Here is a 14,312-nt window from a genome sequence, read left to right as displayed (position 1 = left end):
TAAAAAAGAGAAAGACATCCAGTTTCAGGACGTCTTTCCCTATTCGAACTATTGCTTTTTATTGATTAAACCGGGCCACAACAAACACCGCAGGTGAATTCCAATAGATCGTCACTTCATTCGTAGAATAGCTAAGCTCATGATCGACAAAGCACTGCGCAGCTGGTTTTCCTTGTAAATGCTCAACTACATATTCATCATGCAGCCCACGATCTGGCCCCCCTGACACCAATCCCGGCACCGGATCAGCCACATGGTCACCTACAGAAGGGCGATGATGCGGATTCATCACGGCATGATCCCCAAACCCGGTAACATAGCTGATATCCAGAACGTTACGCCCCATCAGATAATGTAGATGATCTAAGGCACAGTCCGCAAAACTGGAGTCTCCACTAAAATATTCAGCCGCAAGCAGCAGCATTGCATTGTTCATTACTAGCATATTGCTGCCCCAGATATAGTCCTCCTCTTTTAAGGAGATCCTATAGCCCTCCTCACGACTCTGTTCCGCTAATCGTTGTGCCTCAGCAACAAGCCCTTCTTTTAACGAGGCATATAAAGCACGGTCTGCTTGCTCCTCACCATTTAACAGATAAGCAATAGTGCCATAGCCCCCCATATCACCCCAGCCTAAACTGTATTTTGGAAAAGTCAGCTGCACTAGCTGCAGAACAGCTTGATGATATTCCTCTTTCCCTGTCGTACGATACAGCTCCGCCGCTGCCCAATACTGCTCGTCCTTATCGACTCCATCCCCGTATTCTCCAGTGCTAATCTCAGGCGGATTCGTAAAACCGGGTACATCTGGATGCTGTACAAGCCATTCCCATGCTGCCCCCGCAGCATCCAGACATTTCCGCGCATAAGCAGCATCAAAAGGCTTGTACACTCTTGCAGCCATAGCCATAACACCAGCAAAATCCCCAGTTGCAGTAGCAGATATTGGTGAGAAGTACAGGTCTGCTGTATCGTCCTCAGGCATAACATCCAGACCAGGAAAGCTTAACGTAGTCAATTTATGGTATACACCACCTGTTGCGGAATCTTGCATTTTAAACAACCAATCGAGCTCCACCTTGCATTCCAGCAGCACATCTGGCGTAGATCCATCACTTTCAGGCAATGGGATAGCGCTTACAAAATCCGAGGGATATAATTCATAGGCAAGCAGCATATCCGCGATAGCTTTCGCTCCGGGACCGCTATATTTTCCATAATCACCTGCATCATGCCAGCCACCCGAACAGTCTAGTTGAAGATCCGGTTGCCCATATACAATCCCTTTTGCGGTATGGCACGCCTTGTGCTTCCAATCTCCAGCATATTCTTCAGTCAACTCAACACCACAGCGATAATAATAAAAAGCTTTCAGCAAGCCCTGTTGAAGCTCATGATAAGGCTGATCTGAGATTGAAAAGGATGCCGAAGCTAGACCCTCGCCCTGCTCAATCCGATATCTTCCCTCAGTATTGACCTCCGAGAAATCACCTGTGTGCAAAGTTACTCCACTGGCTTTATCAAATCTTCCAGCATCTGAACTACCTTTGAACACAATAGTCCCACTATCAACATCAACTACCTGAAAATCATGCTCAGTACCTGTAAATACTGCGATCTTTTGTCCATCCAGCGGATATCCGATTTGATTCACAGTAATGGTGCGAAGTGTACGCTCGCTCATCTTCATTCTCCTTTTATGTAAAAATGATGAAGCTGAAGTAACCATTCTCTTCTAGTTGAGAATACTCTATTCTAGTTATCTATGGCAATGATGTATACAAGAAAAAAACCTAGAGTCACCCGAAAGGAAACGGATAACTCTAGGCGGACAAAACAGCTTATTTGTCGTCAAGCAGTTTAATAAAGTTAGCTGGAAGTGTGAACTGCTTATTATGAACCACTATACGGCGAAGCTCTTCCTCGAAGGAGCTAAGATCATCTTCATCATCGTCTTTAATTTCCTTTATATCCCGGTGCAGACGCTCCATTTGCAGATCAAGGGCATGAGCGGCATCCGCCGCATTTTTCAGTTCACGAGTCATACTCTCAGGTACTGATTTATTATATTTATAAAAGATTTTATGTTCGAGGCTTGCCCAGAAATCCATAGCAATGGTACGAATTTGAACTTCTACACAGACAAGCTCCTGGCGATCGGACATAAAAACAGGGACTTGAATCAGCAAGTGAAGACTCTGATATCCGTTAGGTTTAGGGTTCTTAATATAATCCTTTACCTCAAGGACCGTTAGATCATCCTGCTTCTGAAGCATCTCACTAACATGATAGATATCAGAGATAAAAGAACAGGTGATCCGCAGACCAGCGATGTCTTTAATACAATTTTTCACTGAATCCAGCGATAATTCACCATTTTTGCGCAGCATCTTGTTCATGATACTTTCTGGAGACTTAATACGCGATTTGGTATGTTCAATGGGGCTGTAATCATGCAGAGACTGAAACTCCTGTTTTAGGATCTCAATCTTCGTTTCCATCTCATCCAATGCAAATTTATAAATTAACATGAAACGAGTGATATCGTGCTTAAGCTTCTTAAATTGTTCGATTTGATTCTCGGGGGTCATTATCTCATTTCTCCTCTTGTAGCGTTTCTCTATATTTATCATAGCCAATCCACTAGTGAATTTCAAATTCAGCGGTAATGTAGCCATAATCCAAACCTCACACTTCGTTTGATTACGTACCTTTTGCGCCGCGAATCCACTTGCGAAGTCGCTATAGGACCCAGTTGACCTTATACACAGTATAATCCCATAATCGGGATGCTATCGGACTCCATAATCGCTATTGGAAAAAAAACACAAAATATGAACCTCTTCATAAGAAATAACGTCACTGGAGTCCGAAACCCTGCTCAAACGGAGATAAACCTAAGAACCAAACCCATGATGCCCAAGCAACTAAAGTAACCCAAATAACCAAACTAGCTAAAGCCCCTCAATATGTTACGGACCGTATTGCAGCTATTTGCGCTTTTTGGACATTTTCACAGAAGTATCGGACCGTATAGCTCTTATCACCATGTAACAGTGCAGAATCGGTGTGGTTATGAGTAAATAGCTGCAATATAGTCCGATAGCTCGCCTAAAACGTTCGAAATGGAGAAATAAGGTCAGCTGAGTCCGAGCGGTAAAGGTCATGCAGAAACTAATGCCTGATTTCGGTTGATTTACGTCCGGGAACACAGTGTACCCGACCGAGTACCCGATCATTAAACTGAAAGTTTCATTATTCAGTTGAGCTGTTTCCACTTTTGCTCAAGCGTTTGCGGAACATACTCCTTCAAAAGAGTCAAGAGTTCCAACGGCTCGTTGGATACGTTTAGCAGACTTAGATGCGAAGAATTAGAGAAGCCTTCTTGGATACTGTTATGTATCAGATTCATCAGAGGATCAAAATAATTCCTGATATTTAGAACCCCTACCGGCTTCTTGTGTATGCCAATTTGTGACCAGCACAAAACCTCAAAGAGCTCCTCATACGTTCCAAACCCTCCAGGTAAAGCAATAAAGCCATCTGCCAGCTCTCCCATTTTTGCTTTACGGCCATGCATATCCTCTACCTCTATCAACTGCGTTAACTCTCTATGTACCATTTCCCCATTAAATAATCCTCTAGGCATTACCCCGATTACCTCGCCTCCACCATTCAAAACAGCATTAGCGACCTCACCCATTAATCCGATTTTTGAACCACCGTAAATTAAACGATAATTATGCATAGCCATGTAGTTACCAAGTTCAACAGCTTTAGCTTTATAATCCTCATGCACCCCTAAATTCGATCCTGCGAAAACACATATTGATTTCAAAATCTCATCTCCAAACTATATATTGATAATGTCCGCTATCTAATATACTATATGTTGGAGTATAAATCATGTGAAAGATTAAGGAGTGCTACATAATATGGAAATTAACGATGTGCAGAAATGGATTAATCATTTTTATGGAGAACGAGGCTGGACTACTTATGGTCCTTTTATAAGAGTCGGATTCTTAATGGAAGAGACAGGTGAAGTCGCACGAGCTGTACGCTCCTATGAAATCGGCAGAGATCGACCGGATGAATCGACTCGTACTCCAGAGCAACTGAAAAACGACTTGATTGAGGAAATCGGGGATGTTCTCGGAAATATCGCATTGTTAGCTGACTTATATGGCATCACTTTAGAAGAGGCTTTTACTGCACATAAAGAAAAATTAGTGAAGCGATTTAATTCCTAGGGACGAAGTAATCCTAGAAAAAATAGGACTACAATCGGCAAGACCGAATTGTAGCCCTTGTTTATTTTACTCTTTAAGCCCTGTTAAGCTTTACCGCCTAAAGTATGATTCGAAATGGCTTTGATTATTGTTTCCCAATCATCCGGGTGGACTTCGTGGCCCGTTCCTTCCAGGGTTAGAAGCGACGCATTAGGAATTTCCGCCGCAAGCGCCAAGCCATGCTCTATAGGAAGCACCGTGTCTTCTGTGCCGTGGATAACCAAGGTAGGAACCATGATATTTTTTGCCTTGCCCTCGTAGCCGTCATCCCCTGTAAGAAGAGAATGATTAAACATGCTAAGCAAGTTGTTGGCACGTTTTATTTCCAGCCTTACTTGTTTATACGCTCTTTTCTCATCGAATTTATGTTTTGAACCACAGAGTATGCCGGAACCTGAAACCAAATAATTGGCTACCTCTTCCTCATTAGACCAATCCAGTGTTGCTCCATCTGCATGGAATGCGAGGATCCGCTCATCCATAGGAGGCAAGTTCCGATCATTATCGTCAGATTCGAAAAAACTTGATGCGATCAAGGTTAAGGTTAGAACTTTTTGCGGATGACGTGCAGCAAGGACTTGCGCAATCATTCCGCCTAAGGACATTCCAACGATATTTGCCTGTTCTATATTATAGGCGTCTAGTAACCCAGCAGCATCATTTGCCATGTCCATCACGGTATAATTGGAACTCCCAGGCTCATAAACAACGGAACGTCCGACATCCCGGTTATCATAACGAATAACGTAACGTCCGGTATCTGCTAATCGCTGACAGAACTCTTCATCCCAATAAACCATAGAACAGGTGGCACCCATAATCAGCAATATCGCAGGATTGCTAGGATTTCCAAAACTATCCGAACATATATCAATTCCGTTTACTTTTACTATTTTTTCGCTCATTGTTCATTCCTCATTTCATTCGAATTTTATCAATGAATGCACAGTTAAATAAGACTCAATACATTTTCAAAAAAATGGATGATGTCATCATTGAATTGCACCTCAAATTAACGTAAACGAATGAATTTGATAATCACGATAAGCACTCTCCTATTCCATATTGAAGGGTTTTTAACCCAATTTCGATTATAACACAAAAAAGCTATCCCCTGATTTTACGGATCAGGGAGATAGCCTCCTATTTATCGCCACAAAAATATTCGTTAAATAAATACCTCTTCAACAGTCAAATTACGCTCTTTAGATAAGTCTCTGAACGTAGTCTCATTTATTTTTACCAGAGGTTTGAAAATATCCAACGGATTATTCATAATAATCGTACCTTGCTCACCATTGCTAAGCTGAACGCTCTTACCCACAAAATTCGGCAATAAATGTCCGATCAGAGCTTGTACCGCATTTCCATTCAGCTTGCCAAATCCAAGCTCATGTACCTTGCGCAGAACGTTAATCAGGCCTTGTTTTGGTTGATTCGCTCTTCCTAAGGTCATGCCTACATAAGTATTTGCAACAGCAACAATCTGCGTATACGGATGCAAGTCCTGTTTACGGAGATTGTTAGGATAACCTGTACCATCCTCGAATTCATGATGCTGAAGCGCCACTAGTGCGGTCTTTTCGTCATTCATCGATTTAAGGATAATGTCGTATCCATACGTAGTATGACGTTTTAGTTCTTCTGATTCTTCGGGAGTTAAGTTATCCGTCTTATTTAAGATATGTGGAGCAATCTGGCTTTTTCCGATATCGTGCAAATAACCGGCTCTACTAATCTCAAATCTTTCGGCTTTTGTATGACCTAACCAAGTCGCTATGTAAAACGATAACAGTCCGACCTGCAATGAATGATTGTATGTACTGATATCATCACGTTCCAGCAGCAATAATAAAGAAACGACATCCTTTTGTTCATCCAATTTCTCCAGCAATGGCTGCAGCGTATTATCAACATCCGACTGCGTAAAGCTACCCTTGCTGAGTGCTTCCAGAAATATAGATTCATAGTTTTGGATGGCTTGATCAAAATTACCATCTATCCCTTGTGCCACATTCATTTCTTCATTATCCAGCATCATCATGCGTGGTTCAATATCGACATAATCAATCTGATGCCTCATCAGGATGGTGATTTCTTCTCCGTAGACCACTGTCCCCTTCGGAAGCACGTGTAGGCCAACACTATTGAATGTATCTGTGATTAGACAATCGCCATGTTTGAGATCTGTGACATGAGCTTTCAAAATTCAGCACCCCTTACTATATGTAGGTATATTTTACCTTAAGGATAGCTAAATTCTTCCAAAGTAACAATATGGTTAAAGACTCATTAAAGCACTCGGTTAGTTCAAAAGACCCCCGCGACTTCAGCACCCCTAAATCTTTTTTTAGAGATTAAGCCTTACATTTATCCGTCTTACACACTACCTAGAAGGGATTGCTAAATTCAGCGATTACTTTCCCAATCAACTTATCCTTCGACACAAATGGAGTATCCCACAGATGAGCATCATAGCTTATATTCCGGTTATCTCCGAGAAAAAAATAATGATCGGCGGGTACCGTAACCGGTCCAAAAGTGTAATCCATCTGTTCATTGAGGTAAGGTTCGTTAACCTTCGCTCCGTTTCGGTAAAGTGCGCCATCTTTAATTTCCAAGGTATCTCCAGGCAGCCCCATTAGCCTTTTTACATATCTTTTATTCTCATCACCAGCTACAGGTGGCGTAAATACAACAATATCTCCATGCTCCAGTGTGGTCATCCATAACATTTTCTCAACAATTAAGCGATCATTGATTTGAATCGTTGGGATCATAGAGCCCGTTGGAACTCTCATGGCTTCAGCAACATAGGTTCTAACAAACAAAGAAATAACCACTGCGATCACAATACTCGGCAACCATTGCTTCATAAATTTCAACATCATTGCTCACCTCACATTCATATTATAGAGTCAAACTTTTTTAGCTGGTTCATATTCAGTTCATATTGTCGTCATGTATAGTTCATCTTCATCGGGTAAGCTTTCTTTAGCAACTCATGAAGGTAGCTAGAATAAAGCGATTAGAACAGGAGAAGATGCGATTGAAACCAGAAGAAGAGGTTATAAAAAAAAGGATGAATAAACCGCTGAAAATTATACTTATTTCCTTAGGGGCTTTAGCTACTGCAATAGTACTTTTTCTAGTGACTGTTTTTGTCGCTAATATTTTCCTCAATAAATCGGACCAAGCTAAAATAAAACCCTATGGTCAGTCTGTAAGCGTCGATGGTAAAAATATGAATGTTTTGATTCAAGGAAAAGGTGAAGAGACTGTTGTGCTCTTACCTGGTTATGGAACGGTGGCACCGGGACTTGATTTTAAGCTGCTAATAGATGAACTATCACCATTTTACAAAGTTGTTGTGATTGAGCCTTTCGGTTATGGATTAAGTGATAGAACTGAAAAAGAGCGAACCACAGAAAACATTGTGAGTGAAATTCATGAAGCTGTAAAGCAGCTTAATATTGACCGTTATATTCTAATGGCACACTCTATTTCCGGTATGTACAGTTTGAATTATGTGAACAAATATCCAAACGAAGTGAGTGCATTTGTCGGGATTGATAACAGTATTGCAACGGAAGACAGAATAGGTGTTAAAGTACCAACAGGAAAATTAAAACTACTTAGAAAATCAGGCTTGGGCAGATTGTTATTTAAATCAAGTGGAAATCCCTATGCTGAATTGCCGTTTGATGATGAAACTAAAGAACAATTGAGATTGCTTACGCTTAGAAACACTTATAATTACACTAACTTAAATGAAGTGGAAAATATGTCTTCTAATTATAAAGGGGCTCTAAATTCAACTTTTCCAAAGGATCTCCCCCTTTTGCTCTTTGTTCAAGGGGATGATACTCTCTTAAAAGATTGGATATCATTGCATGAAGAGCAAGTCAAAAATTCCGTACAAGGAAAATTGGTAAAACTTGATGCAGGACATTATCTGCACCATACCAAATCAAAAGAAATCGCTGAAAATTTCAAGACGTTTATGGAAGAAATAAAATAAAAAGCGTTTCTTCTATTCTCCATGCTGCGGTCATCATGTGCAAGTTTCCTTGCATTTCATGACGCAGCATTTTTTTCTTAGTATTTAAATCTCGAACCGCTCAATAATTCGATTCATTTCCCCATCAACATCAATTGAAGTATTCTTAGGAATATGAATGACGAACAAACCGCCAAAGATCAACTCACATTTGCCTTCATTCTCTATAATTCTATGTTTAAAAGCTGCAATGGCCGTTGAATCAACAGCTTCTTTACTAAGCAGCCAAGCGTATCTTTTAAAAGGAGATTTCTGAACAGTCTCTTGGTAATAATAGACTCCATTTTCTTCCTTCACCTGTATAATATCTCCCATTGTAACAGCCGGATTAAAAATCGGTGTCTCTTCAATTCGAAATTTATCTTTGCCAAATGGAGTAACATCGAGGATTTCTATTTCACGGCCATCTGCGTTGAAGCAGATATGGATTCCGGACGATTCTAGCATCGGCACACCTCTATCCTTGTTCAATATCTAATCTTGTTCATTCTAAATAACACAAAACAAAGTAAATACATTAGGCTCGTAATCCCGAACAACCTAAAGATTCCGGGTGTTAATAACATATATAAACTGTAGGGAAAACTCCAGATAAATGCAAGCAGCATTAGCCGACTTCTGTTTAAAAAGACACCTATTGCTAATAACCCCGCCGGTAATAACAACATGATTATACTAATCACAAGAGTGGAGCGATTCGTAATCTCAGCATAAGGATTGATGAATATAAAAATTAACCATAAAAAAACGGTCATCAAACTGGACACATAACCTATTAGTTTAATGATTGTTAAATTTATGGATGACTCCATCCTATCACCTCAATTCTTTCGCAATAATTCTCTCCAGCCACTTCCATGGAAGCAGCGTTTTGCCTAAAATTAAGATTCGCGTACCTTTGCCGATAGGATAACGTAGCCGTGGTGTTTTCATTTCGGTAATACGACCGATAAGATTAGCCACTTGACTAGGGTCAGGCGCTGTCTCAGCAGTATGTTTGGAATATCGTAGCACAGCGTCAAGACGCGCTTTATACGGAGAATCCTCCTTACGTCGAATTTGCTCCATGCCTTTTCCCCATATCGGTGTACGGAAGGAGCCCGGTTCAATTAATACCACCCTTATTCCATAAGGGGACATTTCATGACGCAGGCTTTCGCTGAAGCCTTCAACAGCAAATTTAGAAGCTGCATAAGGCGCATAACCTGGAAATCCGGATAATCCACTTACACTTCCCACATTAATAATCGTGCCGCTCTGCTGTTCTCGCATAATGGGCAGCACAGCTGTTGTCACAGCCACTAATCCAAAAAAGTTCGTCTCCATTTGCCGCCGCCATTCCTCCATAGATATTTCTTCTATGAAACCGCCAATGGCAAAACCTGCATTATTGACTAGAACATCAATTCTTTCAAATGTTTCGTGTACTGAAGATATTGCTGTCTCTATAGAATCGCTGTCAGTTACATCCATGGTCATTAAATGAAGCTGCTTTAAAATTCCTGCCTGCTCTGCCTGCTGCACCAGCTCGCCTTTACGGCTTAAATCACGCATGGTTGCTATCACCTTAAACCCCTGTCCAGCTAATTTGAGCGCTGTCAGCAGTCCAAATCCACTGGAGGTTCCGGTAATCAGAGCCACTCGATCGTGCCCATACTCTAGATGTGAACTCATATTTACTCCCCTTTGTATTTCACAATTATAAAAACAAGCAAACAAATGTTCTATTGTTCATTGACTATCCATTAATTTCAAGTTATAGTAAGAGCATCTTTTATATTTCTGTGCGGGAGAAGCACCTCGCAAGACAGGCGTCAATGCCTATCTTGGAGGTGCTTTTTTGCGTATATTAACTAATTCATTAAGGAGCTGAGAGGAATGTTTAAGCCAAAAAACACCGTCAGATGTAGAACGAACATTTTCAGAATTAGGGATTTAAAATGGGTGGCTCAATTAGTGCTGGTAGCAGCTTTCTTAACCTGTAACCTCACACTTGTGTCTGCTGCTACTGGCTGGGATTCCGCGCTGGATGACATTAACAGTCTTCATGATAATTATACCGCGCTTCAAGCCACCCTCAAGACAGATAACTCAAAAATTCAGAAGTTACGCAAACAGAATAATGACGCTCTGAAATCTATTCGTACCGTCATACAGTCAACAGATCAAGCACTGTTAAGCCGCTTATCTTCAGAAGCCAGCTCAGTTCAGAAGAAACATGCTCCCCTTCTGGAACAATACAGCACACTCAGTAAACAGTCTACCGCAGCCAAGAAAGCTAAAGACTTGAAAACAGTCACATTGCTGGATCTGAAGCGTAATAAACTAAAGGCTGCTGTAACCCTCGCCCGAGCCGAAATTAAGACAAAGACAACCGCTTTGGCAGCCGCTCGCAAGCAAACCGCTGCTAAGCTTAAACCCGTCAAAGATGCGTTGGCACCCATCACTGCTTTAAAGAAACAAATAACTGCCGAGAGTAAGAATCTCGCTGCCACGCAGAAAGTACGCGCGGAAGCTGACAAACAATATAAAGCAGCTGTTAAGCAAGGAGATGCAGTTAGAGCCGCCACAGAATTGAAATCATCCTATGAGCAAATGAAACGAATTCATTCCATGCAGCAGAATATTTACAGCTGGGAACAGAAGACTTCGCTAGCACTACGAGCAGCAGAATCTAAACTTCCCTAATGATTATGATTCGCCCCCACCGGCTCAAATCAGCTTCACTAACATACTAATTAATTGGGCTGCAGGCACAATTAGGAGCTGAGCAAATATAGTGCCTACAAATCGTGAACCCATCAATACCACATATATTTTTCCTAGCTGATCACGGTATTCTACATTTTCAGTAGCCTTATGGGTAATAAGACCAAGCTGTGGGTCGATAAATATGGTCAGCAGAATAGTCGCCATACCGTTAATCAGTCCGGAAGCTTGAGAAGCAGTCGTGCTATATTGAGGCATTAGATGAGCAGCGTACAAAGATGATATGACACCTACGGTGTAAAAGGCTGTCACAAAAACATTCATCACAATAAAACGTTTAGGAATCCCCAGGTATCTGAAGTTATATAGATTCACTTTTGGTTTTCTTATGTATTTTCTGGTGTTCTTTAGTTGCCCGATCGTCACACTGGTAAGCAGTTTTGGGATAGAACCTTCGATTTCAAGCTTAGAGATGATTCTCCCAAACAAGCCTACAAAGGTAGGGAACACAGCAATGGCAATTAAAGTCCCTAATGAAGAAGCCAATAATATAATTCTCAAGTAATTAAGAAGTGGAAAATCTGAATGTATTTTGGCATAATCTACGAATTTAGCCGTCAGTGGAGCTTGGATCATATTTGCAGTTCTTGAGACGAGAACAATAATGCCTGTGAGAGATAACGCAATGGCTATCTTGTTCAGCTTCACTCCGGCGTATCGTACCGAATACGATAAGGTTTCTGCCGTGTGAATAATCATCGTAAGCAAGCATACCACAATCAAACTATTTACCATTTAAAGGTTCCTCTCCAATAAACACTATTTATTATTTCGGTGCACCTTTTGGTGAAAGTATTGATCCAATCCATAACAAAGGGCAATGCCCACTAAATATCTAACAAGGTCGATCCACAGGAATCCTTTTCCGAGAATTAGACCACCCAATACTGTAGAACGGATGCTGTTGATCCACTCCGCTTGATACAGCTGGCTAAATTCTATGCCGAAGCTAAACACCAAACTCCATACAAAGGCGAGCCTTAGCTTTTGATTTACCAGTAGAACCCGAAACATAAAATAAACCATACTGCCCCAAAGCGCATCTCCGAAATGTCTAGATACAAACAAAGGCAGCTGATCCGTGAATACTCTAGTGCTTAACCCCAATACAATAACAACGAGGCAGATACAAATATAAAAAAGTCTTTCTTTCAGATCATTGATCCTCATTTCCAACCTCTATCCAGCTTCTGACTTAAAATTGATGCTTGCGATAATACTAATCATTGCGATATAAAACGGATAAATAAACACGGCCCCTATTATGATCAGTCCTGTTACCGGTGCAGGTTTATCTGCAGGTTCTGTAATTGGGAACCAGGTTGCGAATAAACTAATGAACAGAATCAAATAGGGAAACCATAGGATCGTAGTGAAATACATGGATTTTTTTCCGCTCAAATATTTTTTTGTAAGCCAAATAAATACTATAGAAGATAATAAAAATAAAACAAGCTTGAAGATAAACAGCAAGGTATCTACTTTTCCCAGCTCCAAGCCGGAAATTCTGCTGATTCGATAAATATTCAATGGCAGCTCTATTACAACAAACAACATAAAGGCATAAAGTACGCTTAGTGCATTCAGCTTTATAAAATATTTCATTTGTTAAGCACTTCGGAGTCCCACAGCCGCTCCACATGGGTAAACTCCAATTCTTCAAATTCCAGCTTATAAATATCCGGCTTGGACGTCTGTTCAAAGAACTCATATCCATACTTCTTATCGAAGTAATTCAGGATAATGGTCATGATATTCCCGTGCGTACCTAATGCGATTTTTCCGCCTTTATGCTGTTGAATTAATTGCTTGATAACAGGAATTGCACGCTCTTGTGCTTCCTGGGTACTCTCTCCATCCGGCATTTTATATTGCTTGTCGTTGAACGATGTCCGAATGCCCTGAAGAAAATCATCTTCACTGATTTCAATCTCGACACTTCCGATTGCTCGTTCTCTGAGTTCTTCATACAGTTCAATCTCTTGGTTCGAAGCTTCTGCCAAATATTTAATTGTCTCTACGGCTCGTCTATATGGGCTGGATACAAAATATGTAATTTTCTCCTCCGCCAAAAGCTCTTTGATTCTATAAGCGTCTGCGTGTCCTTTTTCGGATAATCCCCGTTCCCGCTCGTTCCCTAATACAAAAGGTGACACTGCATGTCTAACCATATAAATGTATGTCTTCATGAGGCACTCCTCTCAGTCACTCAAATATCGTTGCAGTCTTCTCTCGGTCTTTTATAAAAATCTCTCTAGGATAAAGAATTGCAATCTCTGGCAGCTCGTTCTCTTTGAAAAATTTAAATTCTTCGATCTCCCCATCTATAGCTCTAAGCGTTCCTCTGATAATAGAGCACTCAAATACAATAACCGTATATTCTACCTGATCGCCATTACTATATTCGTATCTATATTTCGCTCCACCAAAAACACCTAAAATCGACGTAGGATGAACCATCAACCCTGTCTCTTCATATACCTCTCTGCGTAAGGTTCTTCCGGGACGCTCCCCTGGCTCAATCGCTCCCGCAGGCAATCCCCACAAAGATTCTCCTGGCTTGCGGATGAACAGAATCTCATCCTCTTTATTTCTTACTACTGCAGCTACGGAAGGCATCATTAATAATTCTGAGCCCACTTTCCCACGAATCCCTTGATAGTACTCAGACATCGGCATATTGATCATCCATCCTCTCCGTAAATGGGTTTATAATCTTTCTTTTAAAAAGCTGATCACGTTTATTTTCTCACCGTCTGGCTGAACATTACATTGAGATAACTCGACATTAAACCGCTCACCTGTCTCTATTAGTTCAATCGTTTGGCATACATATTCGATCTTCCCAGGACTACTACTCCATGCATCTCTTGTATCATCCTTTACCCAATGAAGCTCTTTACCATTAGAATAGAAATCATGAATTAACCGTCCACTATCCGTGGTTGGCTCAATCAACATCAGGTTATCCCCTTTACCTTCACTAAACCTTTGAACGGTTTCTTTCATCCTGTTTAAATCTTTTTGATCAAAATGTATTAAAATATCATCATGTTTAGACTCATCTGAGCCTGTCTCACCTAGATCGGCCGCCAATACGCCTACAAGCACAGCAATCATAAATAACTGCACAATGATTATCCATGTTCTAAATTTCATAGTTCCCCCTAAATTCTTTCCTTGGACTTCCC

General features: G+C 40.9%; 17 protein-coding genes. 3 read left to right on the top strand and 14 right to left on the bottom strand.

All coding sequences use genetic code 11. The features are described from left to right. Window positions 1-58: 58 nt before the first annotated feature. The 3 genes from NST40_RS11450 to NST40_RS11440 form a co-directional block, all read right to left on the bottom strand. A complete protein-coding gene (locus NST40_RS11450; protein WP_342410689.1) occupies window positions 59-1,684 on the bottom strand; it encodes a glycoside hydrolase family 9 protein in 1,626 nt (541 codons plus the stop codon). A gap of 157 nt (window positions 1,685-1,841) precedes the next feature. Continuing rightward, window positions 1,842-2,591 carry a GTP pyrophosphokinase family protein gene (locus tag NST40_RS11445; RefSeq protein WP_076130330.1) on the bottom strand — a complete coding sequence of 250 codons (750 nt, stop codon included), beginning with the start codon at window positions 2,589-2,591 and terminating at the stop codon, window positions 1,842-1,844. Between the two features lie 668 nt (window positions 2,592-3,259). Further along, the gene (locus tag NST40_RS11440; protein ID WP_076193859.1) at window positions 3,260-3,838 is read right to left on the bottom strand and encodes a TIGR00730 family Rossman fold protein; all 579 of its coding nucleotides are present in this window, start codon (window positions 3,836-3,838) and stop codon (window positions 3,260-3,262) included. Between the two features lie 97 nt (window positions 3,839-3,935). Between NST40_RS11440 and NST40_RS11435 the strand changes: the two genes are divergently transcribed. Continuing rightward, window positions 3,936-4,253, top strand: coding sequence for a MazG-like family protein (locus NST40_RS11435; protein ID WP_076130332.1), 318 nt, complete (start codon window positions 3,936-3,938; stop codon window positions 4,251-4,253). Window positions 4,254-4,336: 83 nt separating this feature from the next. Here NST40_RS11435 and NST40_RS11430 read toward each other — a convergent pair whose 3' ends face one another. From NST40_RS11430 to lepB, 3 genes are all read right to left on the bottom strand, one after another. Next, window positions 4,337-5,197 (bottom strand): alpha/beta hydrolase, encoded by an 861-nt coding sequence (locus tag NST40_RS11430; protein ID WP_076277967.1) that lies wholly within the window; start codon window positions 5,195-5,197, stop codon window positions 4,337-4,339. A gap of 263 nt (window positions 5,198-5,460) precedes the next feature. Continuing rightward, on the bottom strand, window positions 5,461-6,498 hold the full coding sequence (locus tag NST40_RS11425; protein WP_076218739.1) for an HD domain-containing phosphohydrolase: 1,038 nt from the start codon (window positions 6,496-6,498) through the stop codon (window positions 5,461-5,463). Between the two features lie 184 nt (window positions 6,499-6,682). Then, a complete protein-coding gene (lepB, locus tag NST40_RS11420; RefSeq protein ID WP_076277966.1) occupies window positions 6,683-7,183 on the bottom strand; it encodes a signal peptidase I in 501 nt (166 codons plus the stop codon). A 152-nt stretch (window positions 7,184-7,335) separates the two neighbouring features. Here lepB and NST40_RS11415 point away from each other — a divergent pair, with 152 nt between their 5' ends. Continuing rightward, the gene (locus NST40_RS11415; RefSeq protein ID WP_076277965.1) at window positions 7,336-8,313 is read left to right on the top strand and encodes an alpha/beta hydrolase; all 978 of its coding nucleotides are present in this window, start codon (window positions 7,336-7,338) and stop codon (window positions 8,311-8,313) included. A gap of 84 nt (window positions 8,314-8,397) precedes the next feature. Here NST40_RS11415 and NST40_RS11410 read toward each other — a convergent pair whose 3' ends face one another. Together NST40_RS11410 and NST40_RS11405 are read right to left on the bottom strand one after the other, a co-directional pair. Continuing rightward, window positions 8,398-8,799 (bottom strand): DUF4265 domain-containing protein, encoded by a 402-nt coding sequence (locus tag NST40_RS11410; protein WP_076130337.1) that lies wholly within the window; start codon window positions 8,797-8,799, stop codon window positions 8,398-8,400. Window positions 8,800-9,168: 369 nt separating this feature from the next. Continuing rightward, window positions 9,169-10,026 (bottom strand): SDR family oxidoreductase, encoded by an 858-nt coding sequence (locus NST40_RS11405; RefSeq protein WP_342410688.1) that lies wholly within the window; start codon window positions 10,024-10,026, stop codon window positions 9,169-9,171. A gap of 204 nt (window positions 10,027-10,230) precedes the next feature. Here NST40_RS11405 and NST40_RS11400 point away from each other — a divergent pair, with 204 nt between their 5' ends. After that, the gene (locus NST40_RS11400; protein ID WP_143761986.1) at window positions 10,231-11,040 is read left to right on the top strand and encodes a hypothetical protein; all 810 of its coding nucleotides are present in this window, start codon (window positions 10,231-10,233) and stop codon (window positions 11,038-11,040) included. Between the two features lie 24 nt (window positions 11,041-11,064). Here NST40_RS11400 and NST40_RS11395 read toward each other — a convergent pair whose 3' ends face one another. The 6 genes from NST40_RS11395 to NST40_RS11370 are packed head-to-tail and all read right to left on the bottom strand — an operon-like array spanning window position 11,065 to window position 14,280. Next, a complete protein-coding gene (locus NST40_RS11395) occupies window positions 11,065-11,856 on the bottom strand; it encodes a lipid II flippase Amj family protein (RefSeq protein ID WP_036689792.1) in 792 nt (263 codons plus the stop codon). Window positions 11,857-11,880: 24 nt separating this feature from the next. Continuing rightward, on the bottom strand, window positions 11,881-12,291 hold the full coding sequence (locus NST40_RS11390; RefSeq protein WP_076218742.1) for a DUF2809 domain-containing protein: 411 nt from the start codon (window positions 12,289-12,291) through the stop codon (window positions 11,881-11,883). Window positions 12,292-12,300: 9 nt separating this feature from the next. Then, window positions 12,301-12,726 carry a hypothetical protein gene (locus NST40_RS11385; protein ID WP_076277963.1) on the bottom strand — a complete coding sequence of 142 codons (426 nt, stop codon included), beginning with the start codon at window positions 12,724-12,726 and terminating at the stop codon, window positions 12,301-12,303. Further along, the gene (locus NST40_RS11380; RefSeq protein WP_076277962.1) at window positions 12,723-13,310 is read right to left on the bottom strand and encodes a histidine phosphatase family protein; all 588 of its coding nucleotides are present in this window, start codon (window positions 13,308-13,310) and stop codon (window positions 12,723-12,725) included. Before NST40_RS11380 ends, NST40_RS11385 begins: the two co-directional genes overlap by 4 nt. 16 nt (window positions 13,311-13,326) lie before the next feature. Next, window positions 13,327-13,800 (bottom strand): NUDIX domain-containing protein, encoded by a 474-nt coding sequence (locus NST40_RS11375; protein WP_076130372.1) that lies wholly within the window; start codon window positions 13,798-13,800, stop codon window positions 13,327-13,329. 30 nt (window positions 13,801-13,830) lie between these two features. Next, window positions 13,831-14,280: a DUF4362 domain-containing protein gene (locus NST40_RS11370; RefSeq protein ID WP_076218745.1), complete on the bottom strand. Its 450-nt coding sequence runs from the start codon at window positions 14,278-14,280 to the stop codon at window positions 13,831-13,833. Window positions 14,281-14,312: the final 32 nt, after the last annotated feature.

The organism is Paenibacillus sp. FSL R10-2778, assembly GCF_038593035.1.
Classification (GTDB): domain Bacteria; phylum Bacillota; class Bacilli; order Paenibacillales; family Paenibacillaceae; genus Paenibacillus_AQ; species Paenibacillus_AQ odorifer.
The sequence above is the reverse complement of the archived record's forward strand: the minus strand, read 5'-3'. Positions and strand labels throughout refer to the sequence as shown.